26 protein-coding genes are annotated in these 20,733 nt (G+C 36.1%); 13 read left to right on the top strand and 13 right to left on the bottom strand.

What is annotated here, in order from left to right; genetic code table 11:
- Positions 1 to 73: 73 nt before the first annotated feature.
- Together lipA and MHH98_RS03975 are read left to right on the top strand one after the other, a co-directional pair.
- Positions 74 to 1,009, top strand: a complete 936-nt coding sequence (gene lipA / locus MHH98_RS03970; protein WP_340712235.1) for a lipoyl synthase — start codon at positions 74 to 76, stop codon at positions 1,007 to 1,009.
- Positions 1,010 to 1,023: 14 nt separating this feature from the next.
- Positions 1,024 to 1,419, top strand: a complete 396-nt coding sequence (locus tag MHH98_RS03975; RefSeq protein ID WP_076034571.1) for a YutD family protein — start codon at positions 1,024 to 1,026, stop codon at positions 1,417 to 1,419.
- A 379-nt stretch (positions 1,420 to 1,798) separates the two neighbouring features.
- On the opposite strand, the gene MHH98_RS03980 is transcribed toward MHH98_RS03975, so the two are convergent.
- Positions 1,799 to 2,065 (bottom strand): DUF3055 domain-containing protein, encoded by a 267-nt coding sequence (locus MHH98_RS03980; RefSeq protein ID WP_038188587.1) that lies wholly within the window; start codon positions 2,063 to 2,065, stop codon positions 1,799 to 1,801.
- An 89-nt stretch (positions 2,066 to 2,154) separates the two neighbouring features.
- On the opposite strand from MHH98_RS03980, the gene MHH98_RS03985 reads away from it, so the two are divergent.
- Complete coding sequence (locus tag MHH98_RS03985; protein ID WP_340708748.1) at positions 2,155 to 2,607, top strand: DUF86 domain-containing protein; 453 nt, start codon at positions 2,155 to 2,157, stop codon at positions 2,605 to 2,607.
- Entirely contained in the window at positions 2,604 to 3,368 is a 765-nt protein-coding gene (locus MHH98_RS03990; protein ID WP_076065716.1) for a TIGR01457 family HAD-type hydrolase, read from the top strand. The genes MHH98_RS03985 and MHH98_RS03990 overlap by 4 nt, the downstream gene beginning before the upstream one ends.
- A gap of 52 nt (positions 3,369 to 3,420) precedes the next feature.
- Here the strand turns inward: MHH98_RS03990 and MHH98_RS03995 are convergent, their stop codons facing one another.
- Entirely contained in the window at positions 3,421 to 3,657 is a 237-nt protein-coding gene (locus tag MHH98_RS03995) for a YuzB family protein (protein ID WP_038188577.1), read from the bottom strand.
- Positions 3,658 to 3,812: 155 nt separating this feature from the next.
- Here MHH98_RS03995 and MHH98_RS04000 point away from each other — a divergent pair, with 155 nt between their 5' ends.
- A complete protein-coding gene (locus tag MHH98_RS04000) occupies positions 3,813 to 4,880 on the top strand; it encodes an NAD(P)/FAD-dependent oxidoreductase (RefSeq protein WP_038188575.1) in 1,068 nt (355 codons plus the stop codon).
- A gap of 60 nt (positions 4,881 to 4,940) precedes the next feature.
- On the opposite strand, the gene MHH98_RS04005 is transcribed toward MHH98_RS04000, so the two are convergent.
- Positions 4,941 to 5,273 carry a YuzD family protein gene (locus MHH98_RS04005; protein ID WP_038188572.1) on the bottom strand — a complete coding sequence of 111 codons (333 nt, stop codon included), beginning with the start codon at positions 5,271 to 5,273 and terminating at the stop codon, positions 4,941 to 4,943.
- 329 nt (positions 5,274 to 5,602) lie between these two features.
- Between MHH98_RS04005 and MHH98_RS04010 the strand changes: the two genes are divergently transcribed.
- On the top strand, positions 5,603 to 5,824 hold the full coding sequence (locus tag MHH98_RS04010; protein WP_038188571.1) for a NifU family protein: 222 nt from the start codon (positions 5,603 to 5,605) through the stop codon (positions 5,822 to 5,824).
- Positions 5,825 to 5,907: 83 nt separating this feature from the next.
- Here MHH98_RS04010 and MHH98_RS04015 read toward each other — a convergent pair whose 3' ends face one another.
- A complete protein-coding gene (locus MHH98_RS04015; RefSeq protein WP_038188568.1) occupies positions 5,908 to 6,609 on the bottom strand; it encodes a DUF2225 domain-containing protein in 702 nt (233 codons plus the stop codon).
- Between the two features lie 144 nt (positions 6,610 to 6,753).
- Between MHH98_RS04015 and MHH98_RS04020 the strand changes: the two genes are divergently transcribed.
- The 4 genes from MHH98_RS04020 (at position 6,754) to MHH98_RS04035 (ending at position 9,729) form a co-directional block, all read left to right on the top strand.
- Entirely contained in the window at positions 6,754 to 7,116 is a 363-nt protein-coding gene (locus MHH98_RS04020) for a HesB/IscA family protein (RefSeq protein WP_038188565.1), read from the top strand.
- Positions 7,117 to 7,520: 404 nt separating this feature from the next.
- A complete protein-coding gene (locus tag MHH98_RS04025) occupies positions 7,521 to 8,738 on the top strand; it encodes an NAD(P)/FAD-dependent oxidoreductase (protein WP_038188562.1) in 1,218 nt (405 codons plus the stop codon).
- A 60-nt stretch (positions 8,739 to 8,798) separates the two neighbouring features.
- On the top strand, positions 8,799 to 9,296 hold the full coding sequence (locus MHH98_RS04030; RefSeq protein ID WP_038188549.1) for an NUDIX domain-containing protein: 498 nt from the start codon (positions 8,799 to 8,801) through the stop codon (positions 9,294 to 9,296).
- Positions 9,297 to 9,399: 103 nt separating this feature from the next.
- Positions 9,400 to 9,729 carry a YuiB family protein gene (locus MHH98_RS04035; RefSeq protein WP_038188547.1) on the top strand — a complete coding sequence of 110 codons (330 nt, stop codon included), beginning with the start codon at positions 9,400 to 9,402 and terminating at the stop codon, positions 9,727 to 9,729.
- Positions 9,730 to 9,795: 66 nt separating this feature from the next.
- Here the strand turns inward: MHH98_RS04035 and MHH98_RS04040 are convergent, their stop codons facing one another.
- A complete protein-coding gene (locus tag MHH98_RS04040) occupies positions 9,796 to 10,269 on the bottom strand; it encodes a divergent PAP2 family protein (protein ID WP_038188535.1) in 474 nt (157 codons plus the stop codon).
- Between the two features lie 155 nt (positions 10,270 to 10,424).
- On the opposite strand from MHH98_RS04040, the gene MHH98_RS04045 reads away from it, so the two are divergent.
- Together MHH98_RS04045 and MHH98_RS04050 are read left to right on the top strand one after the other, a co-directional pair.
- Positions 10,425 to 11,933: a leucyl aminopeptidase gene (locus MHH98_RS04045; RefSeq protein ID WP_340708750.1), complete on the top strand. Its 1,509-nt coding sequence runs from the start codon at positions 10,425 to 10,427 to the stop codon at positions 11,931 to 11,933.
- 67 nt (positions 11,934 to 12,000) lie between these two features.
- The gene (locus tag MHH98_RS04050; RefSeq protein ID WP_051448801.1) at positions 12,001 to 12,234 is read left to right on the top strand and encodes a hypothetical protein; all 234 of its coding nucleotides are present in this window, start codon (positions 12,001 to 12,003) and stop codon (positions 12,232 to 12,234) included.
- A 44-nt stretch (positions 12,235 to 12,278) separates the two neighbouring features.
- Here MHH98_RS04050 and mnhG read toward each other — a convergent pair whose 3' ends face one another.
- From mnhG to MHH98_RS04085, 7 genes are read right to left on the bottom strand one after another with little or no spacing between them, the layout of a single operon-like run.
- Positions 12,279 to 12,656, bottom strand: coding sequence for a monovalent cation/H(+) antiporter subunit G (gene mnhG / locus MHH98_RS04055; protein ID WP_038188527.1), 378 nt, complete (start codon positions 12,654 to 12,656; stop codon positions 12,279 to 12,281).
- Complete coding sequence (locus tag MHH98_RS04060; RefSeq protein ID WP_038188525.1) at positions 12,640 to 12,921, bottom strand: Na(+)/H(+) antiporter subunit F1; 282 nt, start codon at positions 12,919 to 12,921, stop codon at positions 12,640 to 12,642. Before MHH98_RS04060 ends, mnhG begins: the two co-directional genes overlap by 17 nt.
- Positions 12,918 to 13,397, bottom strand: coding sequence for a Na+/H+ antiporter subunit E (locus MHH98_RS04065; protein ID WP_038188523.1), 480 nt, complete (start codon positions 13,395 to 13,397; stop codon positions 12,918 to 12,920). Before MHH98_RS04065 ends, MHH98_RS04060 begins: the two co-directional genes overlap by 4 nt.
- 6 nt (positions 13,398 to 13,403) lie before the next feature.
- Positions 13,404 to 14,888, bottom strand: a complete 1,485-nt coding sequence (locus tag MHH98_RS04070; protein ID WP_076034589.1) for a Na+/H+ antiporter subunit D — start codon at positions 14,886 to 14,888, stop codon at positions 13,404 to 13,406.
- On the bottom strand, positions 14,881 to 15,225 hold the full coding sequence (locus MHH98_RS04075; RefSeq protein WP_038188520.1) for a Na(+)/H(+) antiporter subunit C: 345 nt from the start codon (positions 15,223 to 15,225) through the stop codon (positions 14,881 to 14,883). The genes MHH98_RS04070 and MHH98_RS04075 overlap by 8 nt, the downstream gene beginning before the upstream one ends.
- The gene (locus tag MHH98_RS04080; protein ID WP_038188517.1) at positions 15,225 to 15,647 is read right to left on the bottom strand and encodes a Na(+)/H(+) antiporter subunit B; all 423 of its coding nucleotides are present in this window, start codon (positions 15,645 to 15,647) and stop codon (positions 15,225 to 15,227) included. The genes MHH98_RS04075 and MHH98_RS04080 overlap by 1 nt, the downstream gene beginning before the upstream one ends.
- On the bottom strand, positions 15,634 to 18,048 hold the full coding sequence (locus tag MHH98_RS04085; RefSeq protein ID WP_340708751.1) for a Na+/H+ antiporter subunit A: 2,415 nt from the start codon (positions 18,046 to 18,048) through the stop codon (positions 15,634 to 15,636). Before MHH98_RS04085 ends, MHH98_RS04080 begins: the two co-directional genes overlap by 14 nt.
- 165 nt (positions 18,049 to 18,213) lie before the next feature.
- On the opposite strand from MHH98_RS04085, the gene MHH98_RS04090 reads away from it, so the two are divergent.
- The gene (locus MHH98_RS04090; RefSeq protein WP_038188511.1) at positions 18,214 to 18,771 is read left to right on the top strand and encodes a DUF5366 family protein; all 558 of its coding nucleotides are present in this window, start codon (positions 18,214 to 18,216) and stop codon (positions 18,769 to 18,771) included.
- Between the two features lie 58 nt (positions 18,772 to 18,829).
- Here MHH98_RS04090 and MHH98_RS04095 read toward each other — a convergent pair whose 3' ends face one another.
- Positions 18,830 to 20,683 carry a transglycosylase domain-containing protein gene (locus tag MHH98_RS04095; RefSeq protein ID WP_340712236.1) on the bottom strand — a complete coding sequence of 618 codons (1,854 nt, stop codon included), beginning with the start codon at positions 20,681 to 20,683 and terminating at the stop codon, positions 18,830 to 18,832.
- Positions 20,684 to 20,733 lie beyond the last annotated feature (50 nt).

The following is a 20,733-nucleotide window of genomic DNA, read 5'->3' on the forward strand; positions in this document are numbered from 1 at the left end:
ACTATTTATTATGTTACATTGACAAAAGTACTACAATATATAAATAAGCCTTGTGATGGGAGACGAATCTTCAATGACATCATGTAAACCAACTAAAGTAGAACATATAAGAAAACCGGATTGGCTAAAAATTAAACTAAATACTAACGACGACTATAAGGGCCTAAAGAAACTGATGCGAGAAAAGAACTTACATACAGTTTGTGAGGAAGCCAGATGCCCAAATATTCATGAATGCTGGGGTGAAAGACGTACAGCGACATTTATGATATTAGGAGCTGTATGTACACGCGCATGTCGCTTCTGTGCAGTAAAAACAGGCCTTCCAAATGAATTAGATACAGCAGAACCAGAACGCGTAGCAGATTCAGTTGAAATTATGAACTTAAAGCATGTCGTTGTAACTGCAGTAGCACGTGATGACTTAAAAGACGGAGGAGCAGAAGTTTTTGCAGAAACTGTTCGTGCAATTCGTCGTAAAAATCCATTTACATCAATTGAGGTATTACCTTCAGATATGGGTGGAATTGAAGAAAATTTACGTATATTAATGGATACGAAACCTGATATTTTAAATCATAATATCGAGACAGTAAAACGTTTAACACCTAGAGTTCGCGCTCGAGCAAAATACGATCGCTCATTAGAGTTTTTACGTCGTGCAAAAGAAATGCAACCTGAAATTCCTACAAAGTCATCATTAATGTTGGGACTTGGAGAAACAGAAGAAGAAATTATTGAAGTAATGGATGATTTACGCGCAAATAATGTAGATATAATGACAATAGGTCAATATTTACAACCGTCAAAAAAACATTTACCGGTGAAAAAATATTACTCACCTTTAGAATTCGGTAAACTGCGCAAGATTGCGATGAGTAAAGGATTCTCTCATTGTGAAGCTGGTCCACTTGTGCGTAGTAGTTATCATGCCGATGAACAAGTAAATGCCGCAGCTAAACAAAAACAACTGCTTGGCGAAGAAAAAAGCGCTATCGCGAATAACTAACGGATGGTGGTAACATGGTCATTGCAGAACGAATGGCGTATGATGTATTAACAGATTATCGTGAAGGTTTCCAAGAAGAGGCTTTTCTTGGACGATTTAGCGATATTTTAACAAAGTATGACTATATTGTTGGTGATTGGGGCTATGGCCAATTACGTTTAAAAGGCTTTTTTGATGACAAAAATCAAAAGGCTTCTTTCGATACGAGAATAAGTACATTACAAGATTATTTATATGAATATTGTAACTTTGGATGTGCTTATTTCGTACTAAAAAAAACCGGTAAAGCGCCGATTCCTGTAAAAGAGGAAGTACTTGAAGAAGTAGATTCTGAGGCTGTAGATGAGCCTGAAATCGTTATCACTGAAACATTTCAAGAAGAACAAAAAAACATCAATTCCGAGCTGTAAAAGCCGGAATTGATGTTTTTTTTAGTATTTTTTTGATTTAAAGTGGTTAAATTAGAGTTGGGTAAGGGGGTATCCAGCTTCAGGCGCTAGATTCTCGGGTCGTTTCGGTCTTTCGGCACAAGACGAAAAGCGTCTTGTGTTCGAGTCCTCCAACGCCTGTCTAGTCTGAACGAGCGCCTTGGGCTAACAGGATGTTAGTCATGCAACCGTTGCGACAGGACGTCGCGAACTTAGGTTGCCTTCCTAAAGTTAGATATCCAGCTTCAGGCGCTAACGGCTCGAGGTCGTTTCCGTTCTCTCGGTCAAAAGCGGGAGTGATGCTTTTGATTCGAGAACTCCAACGCTTGTCGCCGTTGGACGAGCGCCTTCAGCATTTAGGTTACCCAATTAATTCATGTAGGTAGTCTCGTAGTTCTTGTGCTTCGTCTTCGGGACGGTTGTATACTTGTTCTAAGTATCCTGGCTCTTCTAGGTCGTCTGAGCCGAGAATAGCAAAGCGGCCGAGTTGCATATCTAAAACGAGCACTTTTCCAAAAAAGCGTCCGCTTTGTAAAATTGCTAAATCATAGCGTTGCGATTCGCCTGTGAAGCTAACAAAACGAGTCTTTGTATCTTCAACATCGTCGTATAAGAAAAATCTTTCCATTGCGTGTGCAACTCCTTCCGATTCTAAAGATATGGTACTATAGAAAGGAGTAGACTATCAACTTTTATAATTTGAATGGAGGAAGTACTGTGTATTTCGTTGATCGTAAAAAAATAATAAAAAATCTTGAATATATGAATTCATTAATAGTGGTTTTTGAAGGCCAAAAAGACTGGTTATCAGATGATATCCGTAAATTGGCTGTGGAGCGTATTGCGAATACATTAATCGAAGCAATAATTGATGTGGGTAACTCTATGATTGATGGTTTTATTATGCGTGATCCTGGAAGTTATGAAGATATAATTGATATTTTAGTCGATGAAAAAGTCATTACACTTGAGATGGATCAACCATTAAAAGAGCTAATTGGATTAAGACGCGCACTTGTGCGTGATATTTTAGAAGTAAATGATGAAGAGTTAGTAGTTGTATTAAATAATAATATGGATGCTATTAAAGCATTTGCACCAAAAGTAGAGCATTATTTAGTGAATGAGCTAGGTCCAGTATCTGCGTTCATTCCAGAGGAACAAAAATGAAATCATACAAAGCCTATTGTTTCGATTTAGATGGGACTGTGTATAAGGGAACTGAACCTATTCCTACTGCTGTAGCTTTTATACATGCATTACAAAAGAAAGGAATTGAGCCTTTCTATATCACCAATAATGCACGTATGACGCAAAATCAAGTACAGCAGAAATTACTGAAAATGGGGATATGTGCACCTGAAGCGCATATTTTAACTTCAGCTATCGCAACTGCAAAATATATCAGCAATCAATATCCAAATGCAACAGTGCAAATGATAGGTGGAGATGGCTTAAGAGAAGCTCTTCTTGCTGAAAATATAAGGTTCACTTCTGAACAACCGGATGTGTTAGTGCAAGGTATTGATCTGGAATTAAATTATTCTAAAATAGAAAATGCTTGCTATGCTATACAAAATGGTGCAGATTTTGTAGCGACCAATGGTGATATTAAATTTCCAAGTGAAAAAGGCTTTGCACCAGGAAATGGATCGATTGCTGAGCTAATTCATAATGTGACAGGTGTGGAACCTACGTATATCGGAAAACCACATCCTCATATGCTAGCAATTTTACAGCAGATGAATGGGTTTGAAAAAGAAGATATGCTTATGATTGGTGATAATTATGATACGGATATATTAGCAGGTATCGGCTTTGGTATAGATACATTACATGTGAATACTGGAGTAACACCTACTGAATCTGTGTTGAAAAAGGATATCCAACCAACTTACAGCATTAATAGTTTACTCGATTGGCAATTGTAAAATAAAAGTCGCAAACTATGTTGTTCATTCACATAGCTTGCGACTTTTTTGGTTAAAATAAAGGATTCTCTTCAATAAATTGATAGACTTTTTTTGTTAATTCTTCCGGCGTTTCAGCTTCAACCATTTCGCCGTTTACTAGAGCATATAAAGAATTAGAGCATTTAGTACAATAGCTTAAACAGCCATATTCTAAAACATCTATATTAGGATCCATTTCTAGCACTTCAAATGTATCTTGGGAGCCATTTGCTAAATTACTAACACAAAACTCAACAAGCGGATTCATGTGCGCTTCACCTCACTACTCGAAATGCTACTATTTTTTTTTTCATTCGTCAATTTTCGAGTCTATATTGTGAAACTTCTCACAATCGTTTATACTCTTAGTGGACAGTTTTGAAATGAAACGGTATGTAATATTGTAAGAAGAAGGAGATTACTATGAGAAAATTAGTCTTATTAGGCGGTGGCTACGGTAATATGCGTATTCTTTTGCGTTTATTACCAAATAATTTACCAGAAGATGTACAAATCACTCTAGTAGACCGTGCACCATTCCATAGCTTGAAAACCGATTTTTATGCTTTAGCTGCAGGTACAACACCTGAGAAACATATTCGTGTAAGTTTCCCTGAAAATGAGCGGTTATCGATCGTTTATGGCGAAATTGAAAAAATTGATACAGTTAACAAAGCTGTACTATTAGAAGGTGGTAATAGCGTAGCGTATGATGATTTAGTTATTGGTCTAGGTTGTGAAGATAAGTATCACGGTGTACCTGGTGCGGATGAATTCTCGTACAGCATCCAAACAATGGCTAAATCACGTGAAGCTTATAACGCTCTTTGTGGCCTTCCATCTGGTTCTGTCGTAGGAATCGTTGGTGCAGGATTAAGTGGTATTGAATTGGCAAGTGAATTACGAGAAAGTCGTGCAGATCTTAAAATTAAATTATTTGATCGTGGCTCTCGTATTCTAAAAGATTTCCCAGAACGTTTAAGTAACTATGTTAAAAAGTGGTTCGATAATAATGATGTTGAAGTTATTGCGAACTCGAATATTACAAAAGTAGAACAACATATGCTACATAATCATGAAGAGCAGATTCCAGTAGATGCAGTTGTTTGGACAGCGGGTATTCAACCAGTTAAGGTAGTCCGTGACTTAGGTCTAGAATCTGATCGAACTGGTCGAGTAGTTATAACTCAATATATGAATATACCAAATGATGAACATGTCTATGTGGTTGGAGACTGCGCAGCTTCACAATTTGGTCCGAGTGCACAGTTAGCTGAAGAGCAAGCTGAACATATTGTTCGTATATTAAAATTGCGTTGGAAAAATGAAGCACTTCCGGAGAAAATGCCAGAAATTAAGCTAAAAGGCTTTATGGGTTCTTTAGGAAAGAAACAAGGCTTCGTCTATTTAGCAGATAAGACTGTAACAGGTCGAATTGCTCGCTTGATGAAATCAGGCTTGCTGTGGATGTACAAACGTCAAAATGGTTAAAAAAAGCTGTCTCACGTACAATGATGAAACATTGTACAGTGAGACAGCTTTTTATTATATTTATTTATCGATTGGTTCAAAGCCTAATTTCTCAAGCTCCTTAAAAACAGGCTTTAACTGAATGTAGCCTTCTCCAATAATTTCATTATTAATTAATACTAATGGATAGAAAAACTCATCATCTCTTACTCGTTCTGCCCATTGTTTATGGCGTTCATTTTCAATAGGATTTTCTATATCAATATATGTGATTTGATAAGGTTGTTCCGGATATTTGCGATCTATTGCAGCTTGTAACCACTCATAAGTATCCTTGGAAGACGGTGCATTAACACAGCTTGCACACATGACACTAGCCCCGTATATTTCGATTGCAATTGTCTTTTCTGTCACTTACAATTCATCCTCTCGTTTACAATACTAAAATTTTTCCATATGTACTCACATATAAATATAAAGATAAACGGTAAGATTGTCACTTACAATTTTAAACTATTAAAAATTAGCTATTATTAAAAAACACTGAAATCGCTCGGTAGATTAGACGAGAAAAATAGTTAAATAATTATATAGAACATAGCTATAAAAGATGAGGGATAGAATAGCATTTTTGGAGTGGATAGTAATTATAATATTGTTATACCATTAATTGAGCATTTTAATTACTTTCCTTTGTGTTCGTCTGATATTATAATAATTATAAGGAAAGGAGTCGATTGAAAATGCAAGAACAAGTACAAGAAGTTTTAGATAAATTACGCCCATTCCTTCTTCGTGATGGAGGAGACTGTGAATTAGTTGATATAGAAGATGGTATCGTAAAATTACGTTTACTAGGCGCATGCGGAAGCTGCCCAAGTTCTACAATCACTTTAAAAGCAGGGATTGAACGTGCGTTATTAGAAGAAGTACCAGGTGTTATTGAGGTAGAACAAGTATTCTAAACAACAACCGTATAGAGATAAAAAAGAGCCAGTTTTTATAAGGCTCTTTTTTTCTTATAGATAAGTGTAAATTACAAAAGGAATCATAGAACTTTGGTGCGTTCAGTCATTTCATTTTCAAGTCTCATTGTTTGCCATTGTTCCTTGGCCATTTCAATAATTTTCGTTTCATTTGAACTACGTTGCTTTTCTATTACACGAGAGAAGTAGCGAATGGCTTCTTCGCGTTCTCCTAATCTTCTCGATAATTCGGCTATTAAGTAGATAACACGAACTTCCGACATAGAAGTACCGTTATGATCGCCATTGGAGAAAGCATCTATATATTGATTTCGAGCAATAAGCATAAATCGATTTTCTAGCTCTTTGTTATCAAGCGTACGGTATAGCCAAGCTGTTCTTAATGCAAGTCCCGCTAGTGTAATATGCTTTTCTTTTTTTATATGTCCACAAACTAGTGCTAATTTATATACTTGAAGTGCATCATCTATAGTTCGTTCTTTATCAAATGAATGTTTTTTCCAATGCAAGCTGATTTTTTGATCGATCTCTTCTGATATGCCTGGTCCAAAATATTTTGTAAAGTCTTCCGTGAAAGAAAATCCACAGTGCTCACATACAAATGCATTATATAAAAGAGGGTTAAAATCATTTTCGTATAACGGATGAAAATCACTTTCATTATTACTAACCTTAATAAATTTTGATCGCACTTTTATTGTTTTAAATTTCTTTTTACAATGAATGCAGTCTATTTGCTTCTCGTAATAAGGTGAAATTTCCATAATGTAGTCCTCATTCCCTATTTGTATATATGAATCAATTATACCAGATGAAAGGCCTTTAGATGTGTCAAATTTCCGAGTATGAGATGTTTTACTCCAACATAAATTATTGTTATGATAGAAACATGAAAGAAGGTGACACAGATGACGCAAGTAATTGAAATTACTGAAGCTGCTGCTATCCATGTAAAAGAAATGATGCAGCACAATGAAGAAGAAGGCTCTTTTTTACGCATTGCTGTAAAAGGTGGCGGCTGTAGTGGTCTGTCATACGGTATGGGATTCGAAAACGAAAAGGCAGAAAATGATTTTATACAAGAAGAACATGGTTTACAAATTCTTGTTTCCAGTGAAGATGCACCAATCTTAAAAGGAACTAAAATCGATTATAAAGAATCACTAATGGGTGGCGGGTTTACAATTGATAATCCAAATGCTATCGCATCATGTGGTTGTGGAACTTCGTTTAGAACAGCCAAAACAGAAGGTACTCCTGAAAGTTGTTAATCTAAAAACTATATAAAAAAACCTTCTCATTTCGATAACTTTGAGAAGGTTTTTATTTTTTTATGGATACTTTATTTTTTTAGGGGAATAAATAAACTAATATTTAGCATCTAATTAGTTGCTTGTGAACGAATATTATGCATGTATTTATCATAATGATAAATTGACAAAAATTAATAAATTATACTAAAAGGGATAAATAGAAAAAAAACAACCCTGAAATAGTAACTTAATTAGCTCGTTTTTTCAACATTACTCTATTGAAATCAGTTAACAAAAGGTCTAATATAGTATGTAGGTATTTTGTCGAAAAATAGACACACTGATGGTAGAGATGAAGTATGTAAAATACTTCTTTTTTATTGGTCAGAGAATATAAAATTTTAAAGGTGGTTTCGATTCTAGTGAATAGACCGAAAATATTAATATTGGGTGCAGGATATGGTGGCTTAACAACAGCTGTTAACTTGCAAAAGAAAATTGGTTCTAATGTAGCCGATATTACAATTGTAAACAAAAACTCATACCACTATGAGTCAACTTGGTTACACGAAGCTTCAGCAGGAACTCTATCTCCAGAGAAAGTACGTTATGACATTCAAAGTGTGTTAAATAACAAAGTTAACTTTGTACAAGCAGCTGTTGAATCTATTGACGCTACAAATAAAAAAGTAATTACTGATGCTGGTGAAATGTCATACGATTACCTAGTAGTAGGTCTTGGTTTTGAAGGTGAGACTTTTGGTATCGAAGGTTTAGATAAATTTGCATTCGGTATTTCTGATGTAAACGAAGCTCGTAAACTTCGCGATCATATTAACTCTCAGTTCGCTGAATGGGCATCACAAGCTCCTGCTGAAAAAGATGATACCTTATTAACAATCGTAGTTGGTGGCGCAGGATTTACAGGTATCGAATTCCTTGGTGAATTAGCTAACCGTATTCCAGAGCTTTGCAAAGAATATGATGCACCGCAAGAAAAAGTACGAGTTGTCTGTGTAGAAGCAGCTCCAACTGTATTACCTATGTTCTCTCGTGAATTAGTAGAATACGCTGTTGGTTATCTAACTAAAAAAGGTATCGAATTCTCAATCGGTACTCCAGTAGTTCAAGCTACTCCTGAAGGCGTTAAAATTAAAAAAGGCGAAGAAGAATTCGAATTCATCAAAGCTGGTACTGTAGTATGGGCTGCCGGTGTTCGTGGTTCTCGCATTGTTGAAGAATCAGATATCCCATCTAAACGTGCTCGCGTTGCAGTTGATAAAGACTTACGTGTACCTGGATTCCCTGAAGTATTCATCGTTGGTGACTGTGCATTCTTAATGAATGAAGAAGCTGGTCGTCCTTACCCAACAACAGCTCAAATCGCTATGCAACAAGCAATCACTGTTGCTGAAAACCTTATTGCTTTAATCGAAGGCAAAGACACTAAAGAATTCGTACCAGCACTTAAAGGTACTGTATGTTCTCTAGGTGATTCTGATGCAATCGGTGAAGTTTTCGGTAAAGAAATCACAGGTAAATCGGCTTCATTCATGAAAAAAGTAATCGATAACCGTGCACTTTACATGGTTGGTGGCGCTGGCTTAGTTCTTAAAAAAGGTAAATTTAACGTACTATAATTATACCTTTCACACTCCCTTCAGTTATTATAACTGTAGGGAGTTTTTTATTGGGAGGTAATGTCATTGAATAAACAAGACCGTATGAAAGTTTGGTTAGGTGTATCAGGTTTAGTAGAGAATAATAATGGTGAATGGCTTGTAGTGATGAAGCGCTATGGTGGTCTTGATGGTAAATGGTCATTACCTGCTGGTTTTGTACAGCCAGCTGAAACTGCAGATCAAGCTGTAATTAGAGAAATAAAAGAAGAAACAGGAATTGACGCTACCATTCTAGGCTTAATTGGTTTGCGGACAGGCGTACTAAAAAATGATATAAGTGATAATTTAGCCGTTTTTCATTTAATAGCGAATGATCCATTACAGCCAGTTGTTGCACAATTAGAGGAATTATATGAGGCATGTTGGATGTCTCCATTAGCTTTAAAAGAGGACGAGCGTACGTCGTTAATGATACTAGAGTTATTAAAAACAGAAATTAATGCTCGTAAAAGTGCATTAGATAATTTAGAGCCAGATAATATATTTGGCTATACCGCATATAAATTGTTTTTCTAGTAATATTTGAATTATGACAAAGCTTTGAAATTACTTACTAGTCGTTGAAAGCATTGTTCCAATCATGTACACTTATGAGAGGAAAAATGGAGGTTTCGAATATATGGCTGGTTCATTTTCAATTGTACAATTGGTATTATCAATGATATTATTCCTCGTTATGTTCTTTGGTATCGGGTTCTTAATCAATATGTTACTCCGTGCTACTTGGTTCATGGCGATTGTCTACCCAATAGTAGTCATCTTCATTGTTGATGAAGTGGGTTTTTTCGATTATTTCTTTAAGCCAGGAACGGCATTCCCGGCATTAGGGGATAAACTAGTATCATTACAATTAGTTGATATTCTTATTCTAGCAAGTGGACTTGCAGGCGCTATTATTGCAGGTTTAGTAATGAAAGCACTACGAAGAAATGGCTATCGTATGTTCTAACTTGAATATTCGATTCACAAAAAAAGCAGTGTCACGATTTTATATCGGACACTGCTTTTTTACATTTTAAAAGATTGTATAGACGAAAACTGAAATGAGTATGCCAGTTAAACTTCCGAAGAATACTTCGCTTGGTCTATGACCTAGTAGTGTTTTTAGCTCTTGCATTTTCTCTTCTTCTTTTTTGTTTATCCAGCCTTTCGCTTCATTGACGAAGACTTGGAAATCTTTGCGCAGTTGATTAATAATGACTGCTTGTTGTCCTGCTTGATAACGTATTCCAGTTGCATCAAACATAACGATTATAGCAAATACCGTGGAAGCAGCAAACAAAGGTGAATCCACACCACTTTCAAAGCCAATAGCTGTTGTAAGGGCTGATACAGCCGCAGAATGTGAGCTTGGCATGCCGCCAGTAGATGTGAAAAGTGACCAATCGATTTTCTTAGTTGCAATGAAATGAATAGGAATTTTAACAAATTGTGCAAAGATAATTGCAAAAAGTGAGGAGAGCAGGGGAATATTGTGAAGAAGCTCCATTAAATCAGCACCTTTCTAGCCTAAAATAAGTTAGTAATACTATAACATAGGACAGAACATTGAAAAAACTCTAAGGAAATTCGGAATCCGAACATTTCGTATGATGTAATATTTTTGATATAATAGAATTGATAATATAGGAATGGAGGATTCGAATGAACATTATTAAAGAAAGTCAAACATTTCAATCTGCACAAGCAGATATATTAATTGTTGGTGTATCTAAAAATCAAGAACAATTAGTAGGGTGGGGAGATTTCGTAGAAGTCTTTGGAAATCCAATTACAGAATGGATTAAAGAAGGGGATATTGCTACGGATCTAAAAAAACTAACGAAAATCCCATGCTTTATACCATCAACTCAAGTGAAGCGTATACTATTTGTTGGACTTGGAGACCGCAAAATGCTAAGCACAGATGAATTACGCGAATCATTCGGCTTAGTTGGAAAAGAACTACATAAACTAAATGTTAAAACAGTTTCAATATGGTTAGATTCATTTGTAACTGCTGACATTGACCCGACTGAAGTATCAATTATTGCAGCTGAAGGCACGGGTTTAGGTTATTATAACGTACAAAATTACAAAACGACGTCTAATGCAATTGATGTGAAAATAGAAGAAGTCAGTTTCATTACGACAGCAGATACGCAAGAAATAGTGGCTGGTTTTGAAGTAGGACAAATATATGCTGAAGCTGTAAATGAAGCACGTACTTTAGTGAACTTACCAGGTAATATATTAACTTCCGCAAAATTAGCAGATTATGCGGAAGAACTTGCTAAACAATATGATTTCGAAATTGAAATTTTAAACAAAGTTCAATTAGAAGAGCTAGGAATGGGTGCTATTTTAGCTGTCAATAAAGGTTCAGTAGAAGAACCGCGTGTTATTACGATTAAATACCAAGCAACCGAGAAATGGGAAGATGTCATTGGACTAGTTGGTAAAGGTGTTACATTTGATACAGGTGGCTATTCTATTAAAACTAAAACGGGACTAGTTGGTATGAAAGGCGATATGGGTGGAGCTGCTGCTGTACTTGGCGCAATGAAAATAATTGGCGAATTACGTCCAAACAAAAACGTCATCGCTGTTATTGGTTCAACAGACAATATGATCTCAGGTGAAGCTTTTAAACCAGATGATGTTATTACAACATATAGTGGGAAAACTGTAGAGATATTAAACACTGATGCGGAAGGTCGTCTCGTATTAGCAGATGCTGTAACTTATGCAAAACAACAAGGTGCAAACTATATCATCGATGTGGCAACATTAACAGGAGGCGTCATTACAGCTCTAGGTTATGATAAAACTGGTGCTTTAACAAATGATGAGACATTATTTGAAACATTCCTTGAAGCTTCTGAAGAATCAGGAGAATTCGTATGGCGTTTACCTTTAACAGAAAACGATAAGAAACGAATTCGTAAAAGTGATGTAGCAGATTTAAATAACTCTCCTGGTTCTGATGGGCATATGATTTTCGGAGGAGGATTTGTAGGAGAATTCGTTGGTGATATACCTTGGATTCATTTAGATATAGCTGGAACTTCAGATGCTCATGGTGCACATGATTTAGGACCTAAAGGTGGCACTGGCGTAATGGTGCGTACTCTGGCAACATTTATCGAGCGTTTAGCAGAGGAAGATATATAGTGAAATAGGCCAAGACCTAGCTGTTCTTTCCTATGATACATAGGATAGAAAAGAAAGGAGGAGGCTTATGTTTCCATTTCGCGGCGGATTTTTCGGCGGACCATTTTTTGGTGGTTTTCTTGGTGGTTTAGTTGGATCATCCATTAGACCACATCAACATTACAATCGTTTTTATGGACCAAACTATGGACCGAACTTTGGGCCAAATTATGGACCAAATTACGGACCGAATTTTGGACCGAACTTCGGACCACAATGCGGACCACCGTTTGGACCTCCATGTGGTAGACCTTACTGGTAAAATAAAAGCTTTTGTCCCATTTGTATGGAGACAAAAGCCTTTTTTCATTCTTTTTCTTTTATAGAAGCTTCTTTCATTTTGCGTTCATATTCTGGTTTTAATTCATCCTTTACAGTACCTTTCCAAGCTTTTACACCTGAAAAGTAGGCTGCACGAGCTATAACATGGCCACCAACAGGACCTGTGATGAACAAAAATAAAATACCGAGTAAAATACGAGGATTAAAATGATCTTCTATTAACCAAAAGTGTAAGAATACGCCGATTAAAATACTCATAACACCTAATGTAGCGCTCTTAGAAGCCGCATGAGACCGCGAATATACATCAGGTAGTCTAATTAGGCCAATCGCGGTAACCATGATAAATATCGCTCCAAAAGAGATTGTTAAAACGATTAATATATTAGCGAGAATTGTCACGTTCTATGATCTCTCCTTTCTCTATAAACTTAGAGAAAGCTACAGTACCGATAAAGGATAGAATCGCTAACAGTAAAATAATATCTAAATAGAAACTTGTTTTGATGAAAATGGAAAATAGGCCAACTAGAGATATGATAGAAACACCTATTGAGTCAAGTGCTATCACACGATCTGGAACAGAAGGCCCTTTCACAAGGCGGTAAACTATACCGACTAGTGATAGTGTCACAATGACAATAATAGCCCAAATAAAGTACGTCATGAGCGACTCACCTCCAGGATGGCCTTTTCAAAGGAATTTTTGATAGAGTCAACTGCTGAATCAACATCATCAATATCAATTGCATGTATATAAAGTGTTTTTGAATCATCCGACAGATGGACAACGATCGTGCCAGGAGTCAAAGTTATCAAACTGGATAACAACGTAATTTCCCAGTCTTGTTCTAGTTCAGTTTGCATAGCGAAAAATGCTGGATTCATATCAAGCTTAGGCTTAATGATAACCATAAATACTTGGAAATTAGCGAGTATCAGCTCTTTCATAAACAGAACTACTAGTTTAATTACTGCCCAAAATCGACTAATATATAGACGACTAGTGAAGAAATTTCGCATAATATAAATCATGATCATACCTAAGATGAAACCTACTACAAAGTTACTTGAAGCGAAGTTAGTAGACAAGAACATCCATATAAATGCGATAAAGAAGTTTAATAAGATTTGAAATGCCATCGTCATCTACTCCTTTAACACGGCATCTGTATACACAGATGGATTATTTAATATATTTCCTGCATCTTGCATAAATGGTGTAATCCACTCTGAACCAACGCCATAAAATACCGTCAGCACTACTAGAATAACAGTGGGGATAAACATCATTCGATAGTAACCTTTTTCCACAGGTTGTAATGGACTTTTCTCTTTGCCCCAAAATGCATAGATGAAAATGCGAATTACAGATAGTAAAACGACTAAGCTGGATAATAAAATCCATAAACTTCCCCATAGATTACCTGCTTCAAAACCTCCACGAACGATTAAAAGTTTACCTATAAAACCGCTTAATGGTGGGATACCAGCAAGTCCAAATGCTGCGATTAAGTAAAACCATCCTAAAGCAGGATGAGTTTTCATAAGACCGCCCATTTTCCGTAAATCTGAGGTACCTGTAACAGCAATGACGATACCAACTAAGAAGAATAGTGCTGCTTTAATTAGCATGTCATGGATCAAATAAAACATTGCGCCCATTAAAGAATTGTCATTCATTTGAGATACCCCAAATAAAATAACACCGACTGCAATAATAATGTTATAAATAATGATTTTCTTTACATCGAAGTATGCTAATGCTCCAATACATCCGGCGAGAATCGTTAGCACTGATAAAATCATTAATAGTTCATGCGTAAAGCCCATATCATGTACGAAGAATAGCGTATATGTACGAGTAATAGCATAAACGCCAACCTTAGTTAATAACGCTCCAAATAGTGCAAGCACAGGAATAGGAGGAGCGGCATATGAAGAAGGTAACCAGAAAAACAGTGGGAAAATGGCTGCTTTTAATCCAAATACAATTAAGAATAAAACAGCAATGACGGTAATAATACCGGGTTGCTGAATGTCTGCAATTTTCACAGCGATATCAGCCATATTTAGCGTGCCTACAACCGAATATAGATAAGCTACTGTAATAACAAAAATAGCAGATGAAATTACATTGACTAAAATATACTTAATGGACTCTCGTAATTGTGCCTTTTCGCCACCAAGAACGATTAACAGGTATGATGACATTAACAACACTTCGAAGAAAACGAATAGGTTGAAGATATCACCTGTAGTAAAGGCACCATTCACACCGGTCAGCATAAATAAAATACCTGGGTAGTAGAAGTACGATTCACGTTCTTTACCTATAGCTGCAATGCTATACCATACAGTAAAGAAAGCAAGTATAACAGATGTTAGAACTAGCAATGCAGATACCATATCTGAAACCATCGTAATCCCAAATGGAACAGGCCAGTCCCCAAATGTTACAACTTGCGGGCCTTCGTTTTTCACTTTAAATAACAATACAATAGCAGCAACTACAGCAATTGATAAACCTGTCATTGCTCCAGTTCGTTGAAAACGAATATTTTTTGGTGCAAACATCAACAACATTCCAAAGAAGAACGGGATGATGATTGGCAACAATAGGAAATTACTCATCATCTTCATCAGTTCCTCTCATTAAATTCATATCATCCGTGCCAAGCTCTTGATAAGCTCTATAAGCTAGTACTAAGAAGAAAGCAGTAACACCAAAGCTAATAACAATTGCTGTTAAGATTAACGCTTGTGGGATGGCATCAGCCATATTTGTAACGCCTTCTGATAACACTGGAGGTGCACTGCCGCCTAAACCACCCATTGTTAAAATAAGTAGGTGAGCACCGTGGCTAAGAAGGCCAGTACCAATAATAATGCGAAGTAAACTTTTAGATAGCATTAAGTAGACAGCTGCCATGAATAGAAAACCAATGGCAATGGCCATTATGACTTCCATCAATCATCCCCTCCAATCGATTGAATGATTGTTAACGTAACACCAACAACTACTAGATAAACACCTGTATCAAAAAGCATTGCAGTATGCAATTCAGTATCACCAATTAACGGTAGATAGAAATGGTCAAAATAATGCTTGAAGAAAGGTTTACCCAAAAACATACCTATAGAAGCAGTTCCGAGTGCTAAAACTAAACCACTAGCGGTCATAATTGTATAGTTGATCGGTAATAATTTTTGAACAGTTTTTAAATCATAAACCAACAGTAAAAGTACGATGGCGCTTGAAGTAAGTAAACCTCCAACAAATCCGCCACCAGGTGCAAAGTGACCTGCTAAAAAGACATGAATTGAAAAGAGAAAGATGATAAAAAATACGACATGTGAAGTCGTTTTTAATATGACATCATTTGTTTTCATGCTCATTCTCCTTTCTACTTAGGCGGAGTTTAATCATACCTAAGATAGCCATACCAGCAATAGATAACACCGTAATTTCAAATAATGTATCGAATCCACGGTAGTCTACTAAGATTACGTTTACGATATTACCACCACCGGCTAATGTATTGACGGTTTCTTTGTAATACTCCGTAATAGAAGGTACAAGCTTTTGAGATTGTGCAGACAAAGCAACGAGTGTCACCATTACACCAACACCTAATGAGATGATAAAGTTGTTTAAGCGGAATCGAATCCGCTCTTCATGTCGACTAAGTTTCGGTAAATGATAAAACGCAAGTAAGAATAGTGCTACCGACACCGTTTCAATAACGAGTTGTGTTAAAGCTAAGTCTGGCGCGTTAAAGATAACAAAGAACAGCGCTACTGTATAACCTACGGCTCCTAACGCAATGATGGCTGTTAAGCGTGATTTTGAGAGCAAAACAGTTATAGTGCTAATAATCAGGACGAGAATTAAAATAATCTCATACACATGAATTGGTGCTGTACCCTCCATCGAGAAACTAAAAGCATCTTTTACAAATAAAGTACTAATAGTAATGACAACGATGAAAGAGAACATATAGACTAAGTAATTGCGAATTGAACCAGTCATATATAGTTTTGAAATAAAATTTAAATCCTTATCTAAGAATGTCATGAATCGGTCGTATAAACGATTTAGTGACAACCAATCTGGTGCGATTTTGTATAACTTTTGCCATTTTGGAATCGTTAAGAATAGCAAGAAGCCAACAATGAAAATACCGATTGTCATAAATAACTCAGTATTAAAGCCATGCCAAGCAGAGACATGAATTGGAATAGCACTAGCTGAGTCATATAAGAATGGTTGAATAGCTAGAACAGCTGGTTTTACAAAAACGTCTCCAATTATATTGGGGATAAAGAATATGATTACCACAAGTGAAGCTAAAATTATTGGTGAAATAAGCATACCAATAGGTGCTTCATGGGCTTTTTTCGGTAATAATTCAGGTTTATATTTACCGGTAAATGTTTTGAATACAAAATAGAAGCTATAAACGAATGTAAAGACGCTTGCTATCCAAGCGACGATAGGGAAGATAGTTCCCCATGTATCCATTGCAAAAAGATTAAAGTCCTTTATAGCAAGCATAGATGTTAAGAACATTTCTTTACTTAAAAATCCGTTAAATGGTGGAACACCAGCCATTGAGAAACTGCCGATTGCTGCAACTGTAAAGCTGATTGGCATAAGACTCATTAATCCACCGAGCTTGCGAATATCACGTGTACCGGTTTCATGATCAACGATACCTGCAATCATAAATAGACTACCTTTAAATGTCGCGTGATTTATAAGGTGAAAGATAGCTGCAAAGGCAGCAAATTTAAATACAGTATCCTGCGCTTGGTCAACATGGAATGCAACAGCTCCTGCACCAAGCAAAGACGTAATTAGTCCTAATTGACTGACAGTTGAAAAAGCTAATATGCCTTTTAAATCTGTTTGCTTTACAGCAAAGAAAGAACCCCAGAATAATGTAAATAAACCGACTCCCATAACTAGCCACACCCAAATTTCTGAGCTAGCATAGATAGGTGTTAAACGTGCTACTAAATAGATACCGGCTTTAACCATCGTCGCAGAGTGAAGATATGCACTAACCGGTGTAGGCGCTTCCATCGCATCAGGTAACCAAATGTAGAATGGGAACTGTGCAGACTTTGTGAATGCCCCTAAAAGAATAAGTACTAGTGATAGGGTGAACCAATCATGTGAAGCAAGTGTCGGAGCTTGTGCGATGAGTTCGCGTATAGAGTACGTTTCACCCATGATGGATAAAAGAATGAAACCTCCTAGCATCATGAGGCCACCAAATACAGTAATCATCATCGATTTTAATGCACCAAATCTAGAGCGATCACGGTCATACCAATAGCCGATTAATAAGAAGGAAGAAATAGATGTTAACTCCCAAAATAGATATAAACTAATTAAATGGTCTGATTGTACAACGCCCAGCATGGCACTCATGAACATTAACAAATAGACATAGAAATTATGTAATTGTTCACGTGTACGATCTAAGTAGAAGATAGAATAAAGAACGACTAAGGCACCTATTCCCGTAATCAGAAGCGAAAATAACAGGCTTAAGCCATCAATATAGGAGATAAATGAGATATCAAGTGATGGAACCCAATTGACCTTTGAAACAATGGTTTCTCCATGCATCACTCTCGAAATATAAGAGGCATAAATGGCTGCTAACACAACTGGAACAATTAATACAAACCAGCCAGTATGGATTCCTCTTACCTTCTTAAAAAGAACAGGTATAAAGATTGCAGCGATAATTGGTATGAATATAAATAATACTTGTACCAAATAAATCCTCCTTTCAAAAAAACTTAATATGCAGTCAACAAATCATATTATAGCTCATTATACATACATTTGCATGGCATAATCTTTATTGTTTCCCTTGATAGTAAGGGTATTTGTTCGATATTATAAATAGGAAATAAATAATAAAATAATCGAGGAATTTAGATGAAAAACCCTTATGTTTATGGATATTTACCGCTTATTACGATCATACTTTTTAGTTTAACTTTTGGATTGTATACGGTAACAGAATCCATTGAAGTCTTCAAATCTATTGGTGTATACACAGGTATGCGCGAGTTTTTATCAGAAATACAGTTACGTGTATTTTTATTAATTGTTTTTGCACTTTGCTATTTTATGTTGTTCTCTGCGTTAAAGTTGATAGGAGAGACAATTCATGAATTAGCAATGCTGTTCTTTTCAAAAGATATTGATGGTAAAACAGTCGCTGAAGCACGGGGAGGAAATGTTATTTTCTTCTTTGGAGCCATAGCTTCTGCTTTCGGCATTCAATCGTTCATGTTATTAATGATTATTTTCTTACTGACTGTCCTTACATACTTTATTTATGTCATTTATAAAATTAGTAATCATATGACGTTAGGTGCTACGATTGGTGTTTTAATATTTGATATTTTACTTTGGAGTATCTTAATAACATTAATTGTTTATGTCATTTTTAAATTGTATAACGGTATTTTAGCAAGTTTACCAATTTAAATGTTGGGAACATAAAAAGCTGTCAGGGGATATAACTCACCCACGACAGCTTTTTGTTTTATTGCATGATATTAGAGAATATACGATGATGTATTTTAGCATTTTCAAGCCAGTACATATTTCTAGGGCGGTCAAATCCAATCCATACTGCAGAAGTATAGCGATCTGTTAATCCTGCAAGCCAATAATCACGATAATCATTAGTGGTACCTGTTTTTGCACCTACATAGGGAGCGTTAATATGAATACCAACTCCCGTTCCATTTTGAACAACGTCCGATAATAATGTTCGCATATGCTGGATGGTACTAGGTGACCAAACTTGTTTTTGCTTTTGCTCCCATTCATATCGAAGCTTGCCATCGCGACTTTGTACTTGACGAATAGCATGAACAGGTTCGTAATCCCCGTTAATAAAGCTAGTATAGGCATCAGCTAATTCTAATGTCGTAACACCATGTGTTAATCCACCTATAGCGGCAGGATAGATGTGATCAGCGTTTGATAATGAATCAAATTGAAATGGCTTCAAGTAGGAAAATGCTTTGTTGGCACCAATTTGATGAAACAAACGCATAGCAACAGTATTGTAACTATTTCGGAAACCTTGTTGAAGCGTTACATTGCCAATCACTTGTCCACCATAGTTTTGAGGGCAGTAAGAGCCAATGCAGAAAGGCTGACCGCTCACAATCGTATTAGGAGTTGCTGATGTGGTTTCAAAATAAGGTGCATAATCAATTAATGGCTTAAATGCAGAACCTGGCTGACGTACTCCCTGAAATGCTCGATTATAATCAAATTTCTCATACTCCTTACCTCCATAAATACTAACAATTTCACGATTGTTATTATCAATAACAACGGCTGCTGCTTGTAAATCTTGAGTATAGGAAATGGCTTGATCGATTGCATTCTGGTCAGCTCTTTGCTTAATAGGAGATAGGGCAGTATCGATAATCAGACCATCATTTAGCAAAGTATTAACCCTTTTAGTCAGCTTTTTATTAATGCCTCTTTTTTCAGAAGTTGTTTTAGCTGCTTTAAGTTGCTTTGTAAATCCTTCTTTGTCGGCGATTAATGATCGTAATTCACTTAATACATACGTACTATAGGCAGGGTAAAGTTGTTTTTTCTGCTTGATAGTAAGTGTTATTTTTTCTTTTTTAATTTTCTTTCCTTGTTTCTTTGTTAGAATTTCCTTATCCACTAGTTTGTTGATAAGGCGTTCCTGTCTTTTCTTTGTATTAACAAAATGTTTGACAGGGTCATATAAAGAGGGGTTATTTGGAATGGCCGCTAAAAATGCCATCTCAGCTTTTGTTAGTTTATTTACTGGGCGTTGAAAGTAATAAGTTGATGCACCACCAATACCATAAACGCCATTACTAAAGTACATTTCATTCAAATACATATTTAAAATTTCGTCTTTAGAAGCTTTTCTTTCTAACTCATATGAATAGAAAATTTCAAGTACTTTTCGCTCATAAGATTTTTCCTCTGATAAATAACGCATGCGAACAAGTTGTTGCGTGATGGTACTCCCACCTTGGGAAGATTCACCACTTGATGAGTTTGCAACAATAGCACGCGCAATGGCACTTAAGTCAAAGCCGATATGTTCATAAAAATGCTCATCTTCACTATATAAAAATAGTTCTTGAACAAACTCTGGAATATCCGCAAGCTTCATAGGTTTGCGCCATTCTGTATATTCCTCTGAAAAGGTATCCTTATTTTGATCTCTTATGACAGTTGGAATGAGTGAGTTTGTCGCATCTAACTGAATGGAAGATGTGAATTTTTTATCCAAAGTATTAGCTGTATTCTTTTCTATTGAAATTTGTTCGAATAGAAAAAACAGTAAAGGAATACAGAGGATAATAATAAGACTACCAACTACTTTTCTCAATGATACCCCCCTCAATTAAATGTTTCTATATGTATAGTAAGGTTAAAGAA

The organism is Viridibacillus sp. FSL H8-0110 (assembly GCF_038003565.1).
GTDB lineage: Bacteria > Bacillota > Bacilli > Bacillales_A > Planococcaceae > Viridibacillus > Viridibacillus arenosi.